Origin of the sequence: Methanobacterium veterum, assembly GCF_000745485.1 — an archaeon.
Taxonomy (GTDB): Archaea; Methanobacteriota; Methanobacteria; order Methanobacteriales; family Methanobacteriaceae; genus Methanobacterium_D; species Methanobacterium_D veterum.
The window spans coordinates 266803-286745 of sequence record NZ_JQJK01000009.1 but is presented as its reverse complement, the minus strand read 5'-3'; the positions used below and the strand labels follow the sequence as shown (position 1 = coordinate 286745).

The window sequence follows — 19943 nt, the reverse complement described above, 5'->3', positions numbered from 1 at the left end:
ATCTATTTTAACATTAACCTTATTTTTATATTTTAATTATTATTTTTGCTTAATTTCGCCCACATATACAAAACTGCCATGTTCATTGTATTTTCGTCTTCAAACTTATAAACATCCTAATTTGAACTGTAACCACCGCTTTTTCAGCCTATGTTGATTAATACAACTTAAATAAGTTTGATCAAAGAATATTCATTTTTACGTTAAATTCGATTGTTTATAGAACTTTAAATTACACGTTTCGTGTTGTAAAAATCACATCTGGGCTTTTTGAACATATGCTCCCAGTAAAATTCAATAAATCCATATAAATACAAATATAAGAACCAATTTTGACTACGATCTCTCCTAAAATCATATAATCCATATCAAGGAGCAATTAATGGTACAAACATCCCCCCAATTTATAAAAATCAGTAATTACTCCATATTTAACAAATTTATGCATCATAATCCTTTTTATAGCCATATCAAGCGAGTCTGCAGGTATTTGATGGTCAAAAATGATCATAATTTTCTCAGGATCCCAGACCCTAGGAACCTTAATTTCTTAAAAAAATTTCCCACATAAATTCACAGTAATATCATGGACCATTTAAACATCAATATTACCCATATGGATATATAGATCCATATTATGGTCATTAGCACGTGTTTATATTCATATGTACTATTTTATAGTTATATGCATGCCCAAAATACATATAAATCCATATAATTAATCATAATAGCATAATAAATGTTTAATTAACGCTGAATGCTTTAAAAGGCTTAATTCGACTAAAAAAAGTTGCCATTTTTAGCAGTTAAGCATATATATCGGGGTGTAAATAGTACTACATATATTATATAACATTAAATTAATTCTTCTAAAATTTATATGATGTAGATTTTAAGTGAGGGCTCAAGATGGAAAATGATGTAAAAAGCGAATATCAGCGAATCAGCGACAAAATCTCATATGACGATTTCTTAAAAAGAATAGAAGACATGAAAAAGGATTATGAAGATGTAAGTTTTATGGATGAGCTTGATATTGCAAGGATGATAGTAGGAGAATATATAGACGAAGAAAACGTTCCCCTTGCAAAGGATAACGAATTACGTAAAATATCCGAATTAGAAACAGGTTTGCATGATATAAGCATAACCGGCAGGATAATGAGGATCTCCAACGCTAAAGCATTTGTAACAAAGAAAGGGAAAGAAGGTAAAGTCCAAAACATTATGTTAGCCGACGATACTGGTGAAATTCGAGTAGTGCTCTGGACAGATAACATCAAACAGCTTAAAAACTTTTCTGAAGGAGACATTGTCAAAATAAACAATGTAGAAATAAAAGATGGATACAGAAGTGAAGAAGCTCACCTGCAGGGCAGGTCAACCATCGAAAAAGTTGAAGGCGAAGAAGCTGATAATTTACCAGAATATGCTGAAAAAATAACAAAAATTGCAGATATTCAAGGCGAAATGCAGGTTAATGTAATTGCAAGAGTAGTTAGAATTTCAAGAATAAGAACATACAACAGCAACGGCAGAGAAGGACAATTCATTACTCTTGATTTAAAAGATGATAGTGGTTCAATATCCATAACTTTATGGAATAAAGATGTTGAAATTATCAATGAAATAGAACTCAAAGAAGGAGATTCCATAAAAATATTAGGCGCCCAAAGCCGTGTTAGAAATGGTGAAGTTAATTTAACTCATTCATGGATTGGAAGGATAATAAAAGATGATTTCGACGTCCCCGAGTATGAAGAAGCAGAAATCATGAAGATCGGGGACGCCCATGAAATGAAAGATGTCACTTTAATGGGAGTTGTAAGTAAAATACAGGACGCCATTACTTTTCAACGTTCAGATGGAAGTGCCGGATCTGTAAAATCAGTTGTAATTTCAGATGAAACCGGTTCTATAAAGGTAACCCTTTGGAACGATGATACCAAGCTCGACATTAATAAAGGAGATATTCTAAAGATAACCGGTGGAAATATCGAATTTGATGATTATTCTGATGGATATAGAATAAACACCAATTGGAATAGCGGAATAATTATCAATCCTGAAGATGATGCTGGTTTAAAACAAGTTCTTGAAGAACATAAAAAAGAGCTCGAACCAATCAAAATTGAAGATTTACATAAACTTGAAGATGAAGGAGACGAAGTGGATATCATTGGAAGAATGATGGAACTTTACGATGCAAATGAGTTCCAAAGAGCAGATGGAAGCGCGGGGCTTGTAAGATCCGTTAAAATAGCTGATGATACAGGTACAATTAGAGCATCACTCTGGGATGACAAAGCAAAGCTCAGGTTAAATAGAGGAGATCTTGTAAAGATAGAAAATGCAAAAACCAGGTTTAGAGATGACAGTGTGGAACTTAGCATTGGGAAAACAGTTAGAATAATTAAAATGAGTGAAAATGATGCCCAGAGTCTTCCACCTATTGATGAACTTGAAGGGGAAATGTATAAACCAATTAAAATTAGCGAGTTAGAGAACATAAAAAGTGAAAGAGACGAAGTTGGAATAATTGGGCGTATAATTAACTTATATGATGTTAATGAATTCCAAAGATCCAATGGAACCATGGGAATGGTTAGAACAGTAGAACTTGCTGACGATACTGGTTCTGTCAGAGCTTCATTTTGGGATGAAAAAGCTGAAATGGGTTTAAACAGAGGCGGTGCAATCTGGATTAAAAATGCAAGGCCACGATTCAGAAACGATGCTGTTGAACTCAGTGTTGGAAGAGCTACAATGGTAATTAAACCAAAAGATGAAGAAGCAGCAGCACTCCCCTCACTTGAAGAAATTGAAGAATCCATATATAAAACCAAGAAAATTGAAGAACTTACAGAAGATGATAAAAATATCAAGTTAAGTGGAGAAATTATTGAGGCATATGGAGATAGGATACTCTATGAAATGTGCCCAAATTGTAATAAAAGAGTAGAATACGTCGATGATGCATTTGTATGTGATTTCTGCGGAGAGGAAATACAGCAGCCGAACTATCTCATGATAGTTCCATGCGTAATTGAAGATGAAACTGGAACGGTCAGAACAACGTTCTTCAGGAAACAAGCCGAAGAATTAATTGGGATGACCACCGAGAAAGCAAATGAAGTGATTATGACAACTGCAGATGAAGGATCACTTGCAGGAAAAGTCGAAGACCTGATTGGCAGCGAGATTACTGTAATCGCAGATGCAAGCTTCGATGAATACAATGAGGAAATAAGGCTCATTGCTAAGAAGATAGTAAAATAGGAAATAAGTTCAAAAATAAATAAGGCAACCGGTGCAGTTTTAAAAATAGAGAACTTAAATTCCAAAAACAATTTTACAAACTTTAAAGGAGAATCAAAATGGTAGAATTAGGAGATTTACCCGGTGTTGGGGAAAAAACTGCTCAAAAGTTGATAGATGCAGGTTTTGCGGACATGATGAGACTTGCAACAGCAACTGCCAAAGAACTCAGTGTAAAAGCTGAAATCGGTGAAGGAGTCGCTGAAAAAGTCATTGAAGCTGCAAGAAAAGCTGAATCAATAGATTTTGAAACCGCTTTTGATGTAATGGAGCGTAGAAAAGACGTAGGTAGGATAACCTGTGGAAGTACTGCCCTTGATGAACTCATTGGTGGAGGAATCGAAACACAATCCCTAACAGAAGTGTTTGGTGAATTCGGTTCAGGAAAAAGTCAAATATCTCACGAACTTGCAGTTACAGTACAGCTTCCAGAAGAAAAAGGAGGTCTTGATGGGGAATGTGTATTCATAGATACAGAGAACACATTCAGACCAGAAAGAATAGAACAAATTGCAACAGGATTTGAACTTGATGTTGAAGAAACACTGCAGAAAATACATATTGCAAGGGCCTTCAATTCAAGCCACCAGATCTTGATGGCAGACAAAATAAACGAGTTAATCCAAAGCGGAGCAAACATAAAACTGGTTATAGTAGATTCCGTAACTGCTCACTTTAGAGCAGAATACGTAGGAAGGGAAACACTTGCAACAAGGCAGCAAAAACTAAACCAGCACCTTCACACGTTACAAAATATTGCAAACACTTATAATGTAGCAGTATTTGTTACAAACCAGGTGCAGGCAAGACCTGATGCTTTCTTTGGAAGCCCAACAAAAGCTGTCGGAGGTCACGTACTTGGACACGCTGCAACCTACAGGATATGGCTTAAAAAGGGCCTTGCTGGAAAACGAATTGCAAGACTCGTAGACAGTCCTCATTTACCTGAAGGCGAATCTGTATTTAAGATAGTAACTGAAGGTATTGTTGATTAAGTTACAATGTGAAATAGCATGATACTATTTCATGCTTATTTTCTCTTTATTTTTTGAAATTGTTTTTTGATTAAAATTTGAAATGTAAATTTGTTTTAAAAATATAAAAATATGAATTACGGACTTCTTTTTGCTTAAATTCCATAAAATACTTTAAAATCATAAGTAATACTTATTTCAGGATATTATTAACCTATTAAGTACAAAAGTAGGTACAATAAAAAAGTTTATTTTTAATAAAGTATTACATTTAATTAGAGAAAAATTATCTAAGAAAGTGCATACTTAACTCATTTATAATCCACCAATACTCCAAATACACCACTTAAAACAATTATTCAAGTCATTTAGCACAATTATTGGCTTAAAATCCATTAAAACTTAAAATAAATCACACATTAATACCTTAAGACGGTTTAATCAATTATTTCAGTTAAATAGATAGTTTCATCCATAAATTTTGAAAGGGGGCATTTATGGACATGAGTCTAATTAAAAAATTAAGGCTTTCTTTATCAATCATAATCGGTAAATTAGTAAGATTCGGGCTTAAAACAACAGGAAGGAGTGCTACAGCATTACCTGGAAATATTGCACTTAGAATAGAACCCGATCTTCTGAAAATTGTGAATGAAAGATGTAAAAAGAAAGTTATCGTAACTGGTACAAATGGTAAAACTACCACAAATAACTTAATTGCCCATATCTTAGGCAGCAATTTTAAAAATGTCCTCTCAAACTTGAGGGGTGCAAATATGCCTCAGGGCATTGCAAGCAGTTTTATCGAAAACAAGAAGGACGAATATGATTGGGGAGTCTTCGAAGTAGATGAAGGCTCTTTTACAAGAATAATAAGAGATATTGAACCAGATTATATCGTTGTAACTAATTTTTTCAGGGACCAGCTCGACAGATATGGAGAAATAGAAAATACGGTATCCATGGTTTATGAAACCATTAAACCTTTAAATACATCCCTTATCTTAAATGCAGACGACCCACTTGTATCTAAATTTAAAAATTTAAATAAAAGTAATATATTCTACGGGATTAAAAAGAATAAATTCAGTAGTAAAAATGAAAAAATAGTGGAAACACGAAACTGCCCATCATGCAACAGTTATATTGATTATGAATATTTTAACTATGGACAATTAGGCAGTTACAACTGTAAAGAATGTGGATTTAAAAATCCATATTATGATTATTACATTGAAAATATCAATTATAAGAATAACAAGTATTGTTTTGATATTAATACCGATAAAGAAACATTTAAAGATACATGTTTTGAGTATGAAGGAATTTACAACATTTATAACTGCTGCGCAGCATTTACATTTAGCTGTGAAATAGGAATTGAACCATCTAAAATTATTCATAGGATGGAGAATTTTGACTATAAACTGGGCAGAATGGAAGAAATTAAATTTAGAGACAAAATCATAAAAATTGTGCTAACTAAAAATCCTATTGGACTTACAGAGGTAATTAAAAGTATATCCCATGATAAAAGAAGAAAAGCTATTCTTTTTATTTTAAACGATAATCCCGCAGATGGCCAGGATATCTCCTGGATATGGGATGCAGGACTAAGTAAATTCAAGAACATCGAAAACTTAAAAAAAATCTATTGCTCTGGAAAAAGGGCCGAAGATATTGCACTAAGAATTGAATATGCCCATATTCCTACCGAAATTATAAAAATAGATGATGACATGCAGGAATCAATCAAAGAAGCAGTTCATGAAGATGTTGAAATTGCGTATATATTACCCACATACACAGCAGTTTTCGAGACCCGTGACATGGTACTAAATTTAACACATGGCAAATAACCACGATAAACTGTTGAAACTACTCACATATTACATATCTTGACAGAAGTTTCCTAGATTAAGGATTCTATATTAAATTTAATGTTGCGTGGAGGATAAATTATGGAATTAAATATCTACCATATGTATCCAGATATTCTAAATTTGTATGGAGACATTGGTAATGTAATCTGCTTGAAAAGGAGATGTGAATGGAGAGGGATTACTCCAAATATAATTAATTTTAGCTTAAATGATGAGAAGCATGATTTAAGTGAAGGAGATATCTTTTTTATAGGCGGTGGATCGGATAGAGGCCAGAGCATAGTATATTCTGATTTTTTAAAATATAAAGATTCTTTTAAAGAGATTATCGAAGATTATGGTGTTGTCCTTGCTATATGCGGAGGATATCAACTTTTAGGTGAGAAATATATTAATAATGAAGGTAAAGAAGTCTCTGGTCTTGAGATATTCAATTATTCGACTGTAAGTGAAGAAGGAAGACTAATTGGGAATGTTATAATTGAAAATCAATTAGGATTAACTCCTAAAACTATTGTAGGGTTTGAAAATCACGGTGGAAGGACATACAGTGACTATAACCCTTTAGGATTAGTAAAATCAGGATATGGAAACAATGGAAAAGATAAAAAAGAAGGCATAGTCTATAAAAACTGCATAGGTACCTATCTTCATGGCCCAATACTTCCAAAAAACCCACATTTAGCTGATTACTTAATTTTAAAAGCATTGCAAAGAAAGTACGAAGTTGAAAGATTACAGTCTTTAAATGATGACTTTGAAAATTTAGCCCATAAAAAAGTCATAAAACTCTACTGTAAATGATTTTTTTATAAAATAAAAAACTGCCAATGTGATATGATATGTGTGAACTGCTGGGATTGTCATTTAATACGCCTGTAAGGCCTAATCTATCTTTTAAAGGATTTCGCCTTAGAGGTAAAGCAAATCCTGATGGATGGGGCATATCTTTTTACCCAGATAAATCTACACAGATTATAAAAGAGCCTTTAGAAGCTGAAGAAAGCTTATTATCCGAATTTATCGAACTTTATCCTAAAATTAAATCAAAAATATTTGTTGCACATGTAAGATTAAATAGCGCCGCACCACCTGCACATATGAATACTCATCCCTTTGGACGTGAATTAAACGGCATAAATTTTGCTTTTGCACATAATGGAAATTTAACTAATTATCAAAAAGATTTTGACACTCTCAATTTTAAACCGGTTGGTGAAACTGATTCTGAGGCTGCTTTCTGCCATTTACTTAACAGAATAAAGAACAAAAAGATTAAATTTTTTGATGATTCCAGTTATAAATGGTTGCTTGATGAATTAAGGTATCTTAATAATTATGGAAAGTTTAACTGTATTTTTTCAGATGGCAAACATTTATTCTGTTATTACGACATGAATGGATTTAACAGCCTATTTTACCTTCACCGCGAGGCCCCATACGATCATACACATCTTTCAGATGAACACTTTGATATACATCTTAAAGAACAAAAATCAACTGAAAAAGAAGGATATATAATAGCTACAAGGCCTTTAACTAATGAAAAGTGGCGAAAGTTTGAGCCAGGGGAACTTAAAATCCTGAAAAACGGCAAAATAATTAGTAATGAGTAAGATTTGATATTTTCAAAATTTAAAAATTCACCAGAGTTGTTAAATATAATTATTTATAGTAAATGACCAGATATTTTTGACTAAATTTTATAAGAAATTTTGTTAATATGCCCCTGATTTAAATATATGTTTAAATTCTAAAATTAAGCGTTTAAAAAGTTACGTCATTCACTATAACCTAACAGGATACATTCGATTTATTAAGGATAAATCACAATTTATAATATAGAGCCTTTTTTTAAGGCCTTGAATTATTTTTAGTTTTCAAATACATTTTAAAAAAGCTAAATTAGCATTTAACTATATTAATAGTATTAAGGGAATTATATGAACTCAGTTGAAACCATTATCCCAATCATAGCCATGATTCTTCTTGGTTATGTCTTAAAAAGAAGCAATGTTTTAAAGGCCGAAGATGCATTATCTCTAAATAAAATTGTAATAAATATTGCAATTCCATCACTCATATTCCTTGCAATATATAAAGTAAATTTATCTATTCTTCCACTTATAGTTCCAATTCCACTTATATGCATATCTGTTGGAATAATTTCTGGTTTAATTGCTTATTTGATTCTAACTCTTAAAAATTATCCAAGTAAAACTAGATGGAGTGTTGTATCAACTAGTGCGCTTTTTAATTCTGGTTTTCTTGGATATCCTGTTGTGCTAGGCGTTTTCGGAACAGATGGATTTATAAGAGCTATTTTCTATGATATGGGCTCTATGATCCTTTTTATAAGTTTTGGGATATTCTTCCTGTTAATGCTAGGTGGAAAATACTCCGATATTTTAAAACGATCCCTCCTATTCCCCCCACTTTGGGGAATCCTTTTGGGGCTTCTGCTGAACTTTTTAAATATTCCCCTGGGATATGTAATTACACAAACATTAACTTACTTAAGCGGCGCTGCCATACCTCTTATAATGATATCTTTAGGATTATCTATGGAATTTAGAGGAATTAAAGAATATATTGGGCTTGCATCATTAGTATCTGTTATAAAATTAGGTATTGCTCCTTTAATAGCATTTACAATCGTCATGCTTCTAAGCATGGGCGGACTTGAAAAATCAGTTACTGTTTTAGAAGCAGGAATGCCTTCAGCAATGCTTGCTCTTGTTCTGGCCATTACATATGAACTTGATATAAAAGTATCTGCAGCATGCATATTTTTAAGTACGGTACTCAGTATGGTTACTCTCCCTATACTACTATTTTTAGTATGAGATTACAGAGAATTTAAATGATTTAAAGCTTAATTTGGCATTTATAAAGAAAATGAACCATTTAAAAAAAAAGTTAATTAAAAATTTTAATGTATTTCTCAAATTGCGAACTGTAACCTATATACTGCTGGTTTTATCCTAAAAAGTTCAGGAGTTCACGGTTAACCTCTTCATTATGCGTCCATGCAATACCATGAGGTCCATCTTTTATGACCACTAACTTGCTGTCTTTCACAAAATCAGGCATACGTTTTCCTGAGTTCTTGAAAGGAACAATACGGTCCTGATCGCCATGGATTACAAGTGTAGGTACGTCAACACGTTTGAGATCTTCTCTGAAGTCTGTTCCCCAAGTATCTACACAATCAATTGATCCTTTTGGAGATGCCTCAATTGCAGTATTCCAGCTTGCCTGATATGCATGTTTACTGACCCGTTTACCTTCAAGAGCGTCCATATTGTAGAAATCTGTGCAAAATTGAGTCATGAATGCAGGTCGATCCTCAATAACTGCGTTTTTAATTTCTTCAAAAAGGCCTTCGTCTAATCCTTCAGGGTTATCATCAGTCTTACGGAGGAAAGGTGTAACTGCAGAGATAAAAACAACCTTACTCACGTCTTCAGTTCCATATTTTCCAATATAACGGGCAAGTTCTTCGCCTGCCATTGAGTGACCAACTAATACAAAATCATGTAAATCTAGCTCAGTAATAAGCTTGTGTAAGTCTTCAGTAAATGTATCAGGATCATAACCTGACCATGGTTGACTAGAGTTTCCAAATCCTCTTCGGTCATAGGTAATAACACGATAACCCGCATCAAGCAGTGCAGGTATCTGTTTCTCCCATGCACGGCCACTTAATGGATAACCGTGAATTAAAATTATCGGTTTTCCTTCACCATAATCTTCATAGTGTAAGTTTATATCACCTGAGTTTCCTTCATCTACTTTAACAAACGGACACATTTATTTACCTCCAATTTTATGTATTTAGGTGCAATTTCCCAAGAAAAAATTATTTTAGGCGCTATAATTGATTTAACTGAATTTACAAAGTTTAAAGATCTTGCGCCTATTATACATTAAGGCATCTAAACTATTAAAAATTTATTATTTTTTTAAGTATGTGTATTACTAAAAACTAGTTATGCCCATATAAATAAGTCAGTTAACTATAATACAGAAAAAATAACACATTAAAACAGATTTAATTTTAATAAAAATCGATTTAAATTATTATTTTAAACCTAAAAGCCATTTAACAGCTAATTTTAGAGAACAACTAATTCTATAAAAATAAATTAATTAAAAGTAATATATCCAAATTTAATTTAAGTCTTCAAAATGAAAAATAAAAATAAATTTAGAGGTAAGATTTCACATACCTTGATTTTTCATCTCTTATTTTATCCAGTATATGCCTTTCCTTATTCCCACTTATTATTTCTTTTGCCTTAGGAAAGATTTTTTTTTCTTCTTCATCAATATGAAGTTCTATAATCTCTTGAAGTACTCCCATTTTCGGCATCCATCGTTCATCGTTTTTATCCAATTTATCTAATTCATAGATCAATTTTTTGCCAAGTTCATGTTCTTCATATCTTTCAAGGACCATAAATGATTCTTTTTTCCTGAGTGCTGGATAAAAATATATTTCTTCTCCCAGCATATGGGATTCCCATTCTTTTTGGATTTTAGGAAATTGTGAAGGGTCCTTATTTTGTATAGTTTCCCTCAAAAGATTCTTTATATTATCATGGTCATTCTTTAGTAATTCATAAACATCATTTTCTGCCATATTATCCCCCCACAATTCGTACAATTTACATTTTTTGTGACTTAAGTTTTTCAATTTGCTGAACTATTTTTTGCTCCTGTTGATCATTCAGCACTTCTCTCGCTTCATCAAAGATTTCAGACTCTTCTTCCTCGATATGATGATCCAGTACATCTTTTAAAACTTTTATTTTTGGTATACATGTTTCATTTCCACTTTTAGTATCGCATATTTCACTGATTAATTTCTTTCCTACCTTATGCTCTTCATAAGCTTCAAGCATTCCTTCTTTATCTTTATTCTTCAGAATTGGATAGAAAAACTTTTCTTCCCCTTCCATATGCACGTCTAACATTTTTTTAACTTTTGGGAACTGAGAAGGGTCTTTACTTTCTATAGCCTGCTCTAACATGTTTGTAACTTCTCGGTGGTCCTGTTTTAACATATCAAATAATCCTGCCATTTAAAATACCCCCACGTCTTTTTGATTATTTCTATTGCTAATTTATAATATATTTTATGAAAAAAGTAATACATATTGAACTAAAATTATATTCCATTAAAATACATTAAACCAAGATATTTTCCAAATAAATGATTTTAAAAGTCTTTTTTTACCTTCAAAAATTTGATTAAATTAATATTAGACGCTTAATATATTTTAGTAACTATTAGTTCAAAAAAAACAGCCCTAATAACTTTTTAAAGAATATACCTTTAAATCCGGTATTTTTCCACCAGTAACCTCTTTATAACCATTTGGAATGGAAGAATTACCTGAAATGCCCCATACTATATAAAAATCAATATTATTTTTCTTTAATTCTCCTTCTAAATCACTACTGCTAATATTTTTTCCTGTTTGTCCATAATATTTACTACCCGTAAAATATGCTATATACAATGATTTACGCCATTGGTCATTTGATGCAATATTACCATGCACATTGTACTCATTTTTTAAGGTCTGACTTAATTGATAGACCCCTTCAGCGTTTGGAGTACCATTAATTGCACCTACAAAATTAACTGCAAATGTTACTGAAAATAATAAAATAAAAGCTACTAAAAAGATATTTTTTCTCTTATTATTAAAAAATGGATTTTTAAACAAAAAAGTGAGTAAATAGCTGCCCATTAATAATAATAGAATATAAACTATCCATAAATATCTATCCTCAACCAAAATTAGGAGATATCCTGCAGTATATAACCCAATAGCCAACAAGGGATAAAGTATATTTCTTCTCAAAATTTGATCTTTTGGTTGTCTGACATACATCAATATAGCCATAAAGATTATTATAATTGATAAAAAAGAAAATGAGAGATAAATATTAATAGTATCCTTAAAATTCTCCCATATGAGATTTAATTGATAATTCCATAGTTTAAGGGGGTCCCATGAATTCATTTTAATGAAAGTAGGGTCTTCCCAAGCACTAATTGCTGCTTTATTCGGTGGTTTCAATAGTTCAGAGTAAATTAAATGCTGTCCCTGATAATCAGGACCTACTAATTTTTGATTGTAGTCACCTGTAGTTCCAAATGTGAATTCATCGTATTTATGGCTTATAATTCCTATCCATATCCCACTTATGGTAAAAAATACAATTAAACCTAAAAGGAAGTTTTTAAGTATCTTCTTTTTTTCTTTTCTGCTTATACCATTAATATAATAAACAAAATTAAAGAGCAAATAACTGGTTACAAAAAAAGGCAGAGCATAACTCTTACTGAAATATGCCATTGCACCAAGTATTCCACATCCCACTCCATATATAACGTTATTTTGATATTTACGGCTAAAAATAAGGTTTAAATAGTATATAAGGACACATAAAAGTAGTAGATCTGCAAATACACTTCGCAGCCAGAAATATATTACACTTACAACCATTAAAAACATTAGAACTGTTCTGATTTTCTCTTCAATTTCAAATTTATAAGACAATAGTCTTACACCTAATAATGTAAAAAAACCTATAATAAATGACAGTATTTCGCTCAAGTATACTAATTGTAAAGGTTTAGATCCAAAGAATGCAAAGGGCACCAGCAACCATGAAAAAAGAGGTCCCCAATACCCATTAATTGCATTAGAAAAATCACCGCTTACATATTTTTGAGAAATGCAGATATATGAAATTGCGTCTGGATTTAACGGATACTGGTAATCTTTTAGCAAAAATAGGGTTGCAATACCCAATATTAAATATATCAATAAAGCAAGAATAAAGCGGTGATTAACTTTATCCAAATTAACCGCAATATTATCTTTAATTTTAAAGATAACAGCTAAATATGAGAGTAATTTTATTTCAATTCACCCTTAATAACTGATTCAACAGAATAGTCTTCATGATTTATTTTTAAACTTTCATAGGTATACTGGATAATGTCACTGATTATTTTTAGCCCAATTTGATTTATTGAATATAAAATACCTTTATTTAACATATAAATATGTTTACGGGCCATACACATTAAACTACCTCCACATTAACCAAATAATTCAATATTAATAATAAAAATAAGATTAAATAGAATCATGCCTTTCTCCACCAGTTCGTATTCTTCTAAGTATTTCACCTACAACTGCAATAATTAAAACACCTGCAACTAATGCAGATATTTGAGATGGTGTTCTGAAAGCTCCTAAAGCCACTAAAAGAGTTGTAGCCGCTGCTGGAGGGTGGGAAGATCTTAAAAACATGTTGATAATTATAGTAAGAAATATAGCAACTGCTGCTGCGCCTACCCACGCAGGAAGTAATTGATGGCTAACAAGAACTGAAGGAGTATTCCATAAACTGAAAATAGCAATTCCTATTAATCCCGCGGCGATTCCAACATAATGACCAACTATCGTGTTATAAAAGTGAGCACTTTTAAGTTCAGGTGTTTCAACCTGTAAATACGCTGTTGGTCCTAGACTTGGAAAAAGCCAGGGTTGACCTGCAATTAAACCTATAATCCCCGCCACTAATATTAAAAATCCACCCATAACCGGTGCCCAAACACTATCTGGGATCCTTGAAGTCCAATCACCAACTGAATCCCCTGTTTTTTTCAAAGGATCTAAAATTCCCATGAGTACCGCCTCCCCTGATTTAAATTCAAAAATTTAGGACTATGATGACTGACATTCATATTTTTAGCAACCTGAATAAGATTTAAACAATTAAACAAGCATATTTTAATTGAAGTTTAAGAAATTTAAGAAAAATTCAATTTAAATTTTTAAAAATTTCTTTATAATAATCTGAATTTTAGAAGTAATATCTTTTTCTTAAGTAGTAGTAATATTTTTAAAGTAAGATATTCAAAAGTATAACCCAAATACGGCCGCTAAATTGAAATCGTATTTAATTAATTTTTTCAAGTAATAAACATTTAATAACCGCTTATTTAGCGTTATCTTATCATTAAGATAACAATATATAAAATGAGGTGATAATATGGCACTTGGTGGAATGACTGTAGAAATTGAAAAAGCTGACAAAATCCTCAATTTTGTCACGTCAAAAATCAGAGATTTTTGACAGCCTACAAAATCTTTGATTTTGTGGCATCATAATCGGAGATTATGAAAGCTTTAAAAGGTATGAATTACCCTGCAAGTAAACAAGATTTAGTACAAAAGGCAAAACAGAATAATGCAAGTCAAGATGTAATTCAAACTATAGAAAAATTACCACAAGATCAATTTAACTCTCCTACTGATGTTCAGAAAGCATGGGGACAAGGAAGAAAATAAACGTGGGATTTTTCCCACTAATCCCACTTTTCTATCTCAATAAATTTAGCTGTTTTAATTTCATTGCATGCAATGTATACTTGTTTTTAATTAAATACCTACGATGGTACTACAAGCGCTTGTGGAGCCGCTTGTTTAATACGTGTCAAAATCCATGCCATTTGGCGCCTATTCTGCTGATCACATTCTTCACATACTGATTCTAGCTCTTTATCCCTTAAACTCTTTGCAGCTTGAAGTAAAACTATCCACGATATATGGCTCTCATTTGCAAGTAACCAGAGATCATGGAGGTCACGTACAAGACCCACACCTCCCGAACGAGGCCCATGGAAAATTTCTTTTCTTAAATCTTGAGGTTCATTTTCTTTATGCTCAGAATAATGATCTTTGAATTTTTCAATCTTTCCATAATGAATTTTAGACCATGATGCAAGCAAATTACATGCTGCATAAACGTCAGGTTCTTCCTTATGATGCTCAGCTACATCTTTAAATGCCTGTTCAAGCTGCTGTTCACTTTGATGAATAAGGCCTATATAATCTGCTATATGAATTTTTTCCTTCTCTTTTTCCGCTACTTTTTCTTCTTGTACAGGCCTTATTTGTCCCTGTTCATCAGACCCCATTTTTTTTATGCGTTTTATGATTTTTTCGCCCAAGCCTTCATGTTCAGATTCTTCCGGCCGGCTATATTCCTCAATTTTCCTGATTTTTACTGCAGCATACTTATAATATGGTTGTTTACTTACAGGATCCCATTCAGTTATTGTAAGCTCATTTGCAGCTCTTGGACGCCCTGGGTTATCCCAATATCCATAATGGAACGGCATGAAAACATGTCCAGGTATAATATCACCAATTAAAGCTGGGCCCTGTGCTTTACCCCTCCTTGATTGAATTTCAAGCTTATCTCCTTTACTTACACCGTATTTTTCAGCTTCTTCTTCCGATATTTGTACAAAAACATCAGGAGCTGCATTATTTAACTCCTGTGATCTTGCAGTTTTAGTACGTGTATGGAAATGGTAAACTACACGTCCAGTAGTCAAACACAGAGGGTATTCATCATCAGGAATTTCATGTGGAGGCTGGTAATCTACTTCTTTTAAAATTGCTTTGCCGTTATAACCTTTTGCCTTATATTCCTGAGGTGTTATAACTGCACCAGTTACCAGATCATGCCCATAATTTTCACAAATATCCGGGTAAGTTCTGAAATTACTGTCCTCATAAAGTCGTTCAGTACCTTCAGGGTGATCTTCATTGCACGGCCATTGAATACCAGAACCCCCAGTTAATTTTTCATAAGTAATTCCTGTATAATCAACTAATTTGCCCACTGTACATTTCTTCCATGCTTCAAATGTGCTTTCTGGATCATTCCATTTAAGAAGGGGATCCCCATCTTTATCGCGAAAATCCATTCTTTTAGCATAATCAAGGAATATATTCAGATCAGATTTCGCCTCACCCGGTGAATCTATCGCTTTATATGAAATATGCACTGTACGATCTGTATTTGTATACGTACCTGTTTTTTCACCCCATAAAGCTGCAGGCAGCACTACATCTGCAAGTTCAGCCGTTTCTGTAAGGAATGCATCATTTACAACTACAAAAAGATCCTCTTTGGAAAGTATCTTCCTAATTCTACCAAGTTCAGGTAATGAAACTGCAGGATTTGTTGCCACGATCCACAGCATTTTTATTGAACCCTGCTCTGCATATCTAAATATTTGCATGGCATGAGTCGGAGGAACCCATCCAGGAACTGTTCCATGTTCTACATTCCAAAGTTTTTCAAGTTCTGCTATATGATCAGGATTATCCCAATTACGAAATGCAGGTAAAGCACCGTCATCCCCAGTTTCACGAGTATTTTGAGCTGTAGGCTGCCCATTCATCTGCAATATTCCAGATCCATGTTTTCCAATAAGCCCCCTAAGTAGATGCATGTTATTAACCTGACATGCTGCTGCAGTCGCCTGCATTGACTGGTAAACTCCCTGTAATACCGTTGAAAATAAGGTTGAGGTAGTTCCTATAATTTTTGCGGTTTGCTTTAATTGATCTGCGGGTACTCCTGTAACACTTTCTACTTTATCAGGAGTCCATTTGGAAACTATTTCTTTTAATTTGTCAAACCCCGTTGTATGTGCATTAATATAGTCCTGATCTATATTGCCTGCTTCAATCATTAAATTTAGAATTCCATTCATCAAGGCAACGTTTGTGCCTACTTTAGGGGCTAAATGAATATCAGCTTTTTCTGCAGAATATGTCACTCTTGGGTCAACAACAATCAATTTTGGAGGATCATCTCCAGCGAGCCTATCTAAAATTCTCATCCACAAAACAGTTTGTTGAGACGCCATATTATGTCCCATTAAGAATATCGTATCTGTGACATCTATATCTGCATAGGAACCAGGTTGTCCATCTGATCCAAACGTTTCCATTAATGCCTGGGCCGCAGTAGCAGTACATAATCGAGTATTACCATCCATATGGGGCGTTCCCAGTCCAGCTTTGCCTATAATCCCTATATTATAATATTCTTCAATAAATAACTGACCAGTGGTATAAAATCCAAATGCATTGCCTGTATATTTATCCCTAATTTCCCTGGAACGATCAACAATTAGATTCATTGCTTCATCCCAGCTCACTTCTTCAAGCTTTCCATTTTTCCGTATTAAAGGCTTTGTAAGTCTCTCTGAGCTTTGATTTGCAATCCATCCATGAAGTCCTTTTGGTCCAAGACGGCCTTTGTTTACACGGTCTTCTACACGCCCCCGAACGCCCACTATTTTACCGTCTTTAACCCCAATATCTAAACCACAATCATTTGAGCATAATAGACATGCTGATTGTATCCATTCATCCGGCTCTTCCAGAATCCTTTCATCCTTTCTTACAGGCCATTCACCCCTATGAGGAGTTCTTTGGCCCCATACCTCTTTAATACTATCATGTGTTTGTCTTACATGATTTAAATCATCTATACTACCTGGCGGATTTTTCATAAAATCACCTCGCTAATACGAATTTGTATATTTTTATTACTATTAAGATGTAGTTTATTAGCTATAAAAAAGGAGAATTGTTAATAATTTTGCAAAATTTAATAATAAAAATGAAATTCGATGAGTATTTTTATTAAGTACAAAGGCGAACAATATTCTTATTAAATAAATTTCCCTCACGGGAAAAACAGCAGGCCTTCAATGTTCTCATATATAAACTTTGTATAAAAAAATAAATAGAAAAGTTTATCTGTATCATTGATAGACCTACACCCATATACATAAAAATCATTCATCACACATGTGAAAGGTGATCTAATGGCAGAAGAAAAAAAAGTAGAAACTAGTGAAGAACCTAGAATAGGTGTATACGTTTGTCACTGTGGTATCAACATCGGTGGTGTTGTTGACGTAGTGGCAGTTAGAGATTATGCAGCCACACTTCCAAACGTTGTTGTAGCTGAAGAATACAAATATTTCTGTTCAGACCCAGGTCAGGAAAAGATCCAGAAAGATATTAAAGAAAAGGGCTTAAACAGAGTAGTAGTAGCAGCATGTTCACCAAGGCTCCACGAGCCAACATTCAGAAGATGTGTATCAGAAGCAGGATTAAACCCATTCTTATTTGAGTTTGCAAACTTAAGAGAACACGATTCATGGGTACACATGGATGAACCTGAAGCAGCAACTGAAAAAGCAAAAGACTTAACAAGAATGGCAATTGCAAAAGCAAGATTATTAGAACCTTTAACCGCTGAAAAAGTTAGCGTTACAAACACAGCTATGGTTATTGGTGGAGGAGTTGCAGGTATTCAATCTGCTCTCGATTTAGCTGATATGGGATTCAAAACTTACTTAGTCGAAAAGAACCCAACCATCGGGGGAAGAATGGCTCAGTTAGATAAAACATTCCCAACTCTCGATTGTTCAATGTGTATTCTCGCACCTAAAATGGTGGATGCAGGAAAACACGAAAATATTGAATTATTAGCTTACTCAGAAGTTAAAGATGTAGACGGATACATTGGTAACTTCAAAGTAACCGTAGAAAGGAAACCAAGATACGTAGACGAAGACCTCTGTGTAGGATGCGGATCATGTGTAGACGTCTGCCCAATAGAAATACCAAACTACTTCGACGAAGGAATTGGTATGGTCAAAGCAGCATACATCCCATTCCCACAAGCAGTACCTCTCCTCGCTACAATCGATAAAGATTACTGTATCGAATGTGGTCTCTGTGACCAGATATGTGAAAGAGGAGCAGTTCAGCACGATCAGGTAGCTGAAGAAGTTGAACTCGACATTGGTACAATCATCGTTGCAACCGGTTACGACCAGTTTGATGCAAACGAAAAACTCGAATACGGATATGCAGATAACGCAAACGTTATCACCGGATTAGAAATCGAAAGGATGATTAACGCATCAGGACCAACAGAAGGTCACGTATTAAAACCATCTGACGGTAAACACCCAAAAAGCGTTGCATTCATATTATGTGTCGGTTCAAGGGACGAAAAAGTCGGTAACGAGTACTGTTCAAGGGTTTGCTGTATGCACTCCATGAAAAACGCTCAGCTCGTTAAAGACCACGAACCAGATACTGAAGTCACTATCTACTACATGGATATAAGGGCATTCGGTAAAGGATTCGAAGAGTTCTACAAACGGTCACAAGAAAAATACGGTATCAAATTTGTTAGAGGCCGACCAGCAGCAATTCTCGGAAACCCAGACCAGACCCTTACAGTAAGGGCAGAAGACAGCTTACTTGGAAGAGTAACTGAATACAACTATGATATGGTTGTACTCGCAGCTGGACTCGTACCACCAGCAGGTGCTAACGAGTTAAGACAGACCATCGGGCTCTCCAAGAGTGCAGACGGTTTCTTAATGGAAGCTCACCCAAAACTCAGGCCTGTAGACACACTCACTGAAGGTGTATTCCTTGCAGGTGTAGCACAAGGACCAAAAGATATTCCTGACTCCGTAGCACAAGCATCAGGTGCTGCAGCAAGAGCAGCAATTCCAATGGTTAAAGGTGAAGTGGAAATTGAACCAATTACTGCATACACCGATGAAGACGTATGTGGTGCATGTGCAGTTTGTGTAGAACTCTGTCCATACGGAGCTCTAGCAATAGACGAAGGCCATGCAACCGTTAACATAGCTCTCTGTCACGGATGCGGAACATGCGCAGCAGCATGTCCATCTGGAGCAATGGACCAGAGCCACTTCAAAACTGACCAGATTATGGCCCAGATTGAAGCTGCAATGGGCGGAACCGGAGCACAATCCAAATAAGGGATTAATACCCTTATTTTATTATTTTTATTTTACAAACTATTTTTA

14 protein-coding genes are annotated in these 19943 nt (G+C 33.9%); 8 read left to right on the top strand and 6 right to left on the bottom strand.

Annotated features, from left to right (window positions below; genetic code table 11):
- Window positions 1-909 precede the first annotated feature (909 nt).
- The 6 genes from EJ01_RS04700 to EJ01_RS04675 all read left to right on the top strand — a co-directional run bounded on the left by EJ01_RS04700 (window position 910) and on the right by EJ01_RS04675 (window position 9021).
- Window positions 910-3279: an OB-fold nucleic acid binding domain-containing protein gene (locus EJ01_RS04700; RefSeq protein ID WP_048081544.1), complete on the top strand. Its 2370-nt coding sequence runs from the start codon at window positions 910-912 to the stop codon at window positions 3277-3279.
- A 98-nt stretch (window positions 3280-3377) separates the two neighbouring features.
- On the top strand, window positions 3378-4313 hold the full coding sequence (radA, locus tag EJ01_RS04695; protein WP_048081543.1) for a DNA repair and recombination protein RadA: 936 nt from the start codon (window positions 3378-3380) through the stop codon (window positions 4311-4313).
- 476 nt (window positions 4314-4789) lie between these two features.
- Entirely contained in the window at window positions 4790-6151 is a 1362-nt protein-coding gene (locus EJ01_RS04690) for a Mur ligase family protein (RefSeq protein ID WP_245611148.1), read from the top strand.
- A 102-nt stretch (window positions 6152-6253) separates the two neighbouring features.
- On the top strand, window positions 6254-6979 hold the full coding sequence (locus EJ01_RS04685) for a type 1 glutamine amidotransferase (protein ID WP_048081542.1): 726 nt from the start codon (window positions 6254-6256) through the stop codon (window positions 6977-6979).
- 38 nt (window positions 6980-7017) lie between these two features.
- Window positions 7018-7791, top strand: coding sequence for a class II glutamine amidotransferase (locus EJ01_RS04680; protein WP_048081541.1), 774 nt, complete (start codon window positions 7018-7020; stop codon window positions 7789-7791).
- Between the two features lie 327 nt (window positions 7792-8118).
- The gene (locus EJ01_RS04675; protein WP_048081540.1) at window positions 8119-9021 is read left to right on the top strand and encodes an AEC family transporter; all 903 of its coding nucleotides are present in this window, start codon (window positions 8119-8121) and stop codon (window positions 9019-9021) included.
- Window positions 9022-9154: 133 nt separating this feature from the next.
- Here the strand turns inward: EJ01_RS04675 and EJ01_RS04670 are convergent, their stop codons facing one another.
- The 5 genes from EJ01_RS04670 to EJ01_RS04650 all read right to left on the bottom strand — a co-directional run bounded on the left by EJ01_RS04670 (window position 9155) and on the right by EJ01_RS04650 (window position 13893).
- On the bottom strand, window positions 9155-9988 hold the full coding sequence (locus EJ01_RS04670; protein WP_048081539.1) for an alpha/beta fold hydrolase: 834 nt from the start codon (window positions 9986-9988) through the stop codon (window positions 9155-9157).
- A gap of 397 nt (window positions 9989-10385) precedes the next feature.
- On the bottom strand, window positions 10386-10820 hold the full coding sequence (locus EJ01_RS04665; RefSeq protein WP_048081538.1) for a hemerythrin domain-containing protein: 435 nt from the start codon (window positions 10818-10820) through the stop codon (window positions 10386-10388).
- Between the two features lie 25 nt (window positions 10821-10845).
- Complete coding sequence (locus tag EJ01_RS04660; protein ID WP_048081537.1) at window positions 10846-11262, bottom strand: hemerythrin domain-containing protein; 417 nt, start codon at window positions 11260-11262, stop codon at window positions 10846-10848.
- Window positions 11263-11490: 228 nt separating this feature from the next.
- Window positions 11491-13059: a hypothetical protein gene (locus EJ01_RS04655; protein ID WP_052375847.1), complete on the bottom strand. Its 1569-nt coding sequence runs from the start codon at window positions 13057-13059 to the stop codon at window positions 11491-11493.
- Window positions 13060-13338: 279 nt separating this feature from the next.
- Window positions 13339-13893 carry an HPP family protein gene (locus EJ01_RS04650; RefSeq protein ID WP_052375845.1) on the bottom strand — a complete coding sequence of 185 codons (555 nt, stop codon included), beginning with the start codon at window positions 13891-13893 and terminating at the stop codon, window positions 13339-13341.
- A gap of 495 nt (window positions 13894-14388) precedes the next feature.
- Between EJ01_RS04650 and EJ01_RS16895 the strand changes: the two genes are divergently transcribed.
- Complete coding sequence (locus EJ01_RS16895) at window positions 14389-14559, top strand: DUF2795 domain-containing protein (protein ID WP_084689141.1); 171 nt, start codon at window positions 14389-14391, stop codon at window positions 14557-14559.
- A 98-nt stretch (window positions 14560-14657) separates the two neighbouring features.
- On the opposite strand, the gene EJ01_RS04645 is transcribed toward EJ01_RS16895, so the two are convergent.
- Complete coding sequence (locus EJ01_RS04645; protein ID WP_048081535.1) at window positions 14658-17588, bottom strand: molybdopterin oxidoreductase family protein; 2931 nt, start codon at window positions 17586-17588, stop codon at window positions 14658-14660.
- Window positions 17589-17906: 318 nt separating this feature from the next.
- Between EJ01_RS04645 and EJ01_RS04640 the strand changes: the two genes are divergently transcribed.
- Window positions 17907-19895 (top strand): CoB--CoM heterodisulfide reductase iron-sulfur subunit A family protein, encoded by a 1989-nt coding sequence (locus tag EJ01_RS04640; RefSeq protein ID WP_048081534.1) that lies wholly within the window; start codon window positions 17907-17909, stop codon window positions 19893-19895.
- The last annotated feature ends 48 nt before the right edge of the window (window positions 19896-19943 follow it).

What these genes read in the sequence shown, in the direction of transcription:
- EJ01_RS04670 (WP_048081539.1), bottom strand. Translation starts at nt 9,988, where the DNA reads ATGTGTCCGTTTGTTAAAGTAGATGAAGGAAACTCAGGTGATATAAAC.
- EJ01_RS04675 (WP_048081540.1), top strand. Translation starts at nt 8,119, where the DNA reads ATGAACTCAGTTGAAACCATTATCCCAATCATAGCCATGATTCTTCTT.
- EJ01_RS16895 (WP_084689141.1), top strand. Translation starts at nt 14,389, where the DNA reads ATGAAAGCTTTAAAAGGTATGAATTACCCTGCAAGTAAACAAGATTTA.
- EJ01_RS04645 (WP_048081535.1), bottom strand. Translation starts at nt 17,588, where the DNA reads ATGAAAAATCCGCCAGGTAGTATAGATGATTTAAATCATGTAAGACAA.
- EJ01_RS04680 (WP_048081541.1), top strand. Translation starts at nt 7,018, where the DNA reads ATGTGTGAACTGCTGGGATTGTCATTTAATACGCCTGTAAGGCCTAAT.
- EJ01_RS04665 (WP_048081538.1), bottom strand. Translation starts at nt 10,820, where the DNA reads ATGGCAGAAAATGATGTTTATGAATTACTAAAGAATGACCATGATAAT.
- radA (WP_048081543.1), top strand. Translation starts at nt 3,378, where the DNA reads ATGGTAGAATTAGGAGATTTACCCGGTGTTGGGGAAAAAACTGCTCAA.
- EJ01_RS04640 (WP_048081534.1), top strand. Translation starts at nt 17,907, where the DNA reads ATGGCAGAAGAAAAAAAAGTAGAAACTAGTGAAGAACCTAGAATAGGT.
- EJ01_RS04650 (WP_052375845.1), bottom strand. Translation starts at nt 13,893, where the DNA reads ATGGGAATTTTAGATCCTTTGAAAAAAACAGGGGATTCAGTTGGTGAT.
- EJ01_RS04660 (WP_048081537.1), bottom strand. Translation starts at nt 11,262, where the DNA reads ATGGCAGGATTATTTGATATGTTAAAACAGGACCACCGAGAAGTTACA.
- EJ01_RS04700 (WP_048081544.1), top strand. Translation starts at nt 910, where the DNA reads ATGGAAAATGATGTAAAAAGCGAATATCAGCGAATCAGCGACAAAATC.
- EJ01_RS04690 (WP_245611148.1), top strand. Translation starts at nt 4,790, where the DNA reads ATGGACATGAGTCTAATTAAAAAATTAAGGCTTTCTTTATCAATCATA.
- EJ01_RS04685 (WP_048081542.1), top strand. Translation starts at nt 6,254, where the DNA reads ATGGAATTAAATATCTACCATATGTATCCAGATATTCTAAATTTGTAT.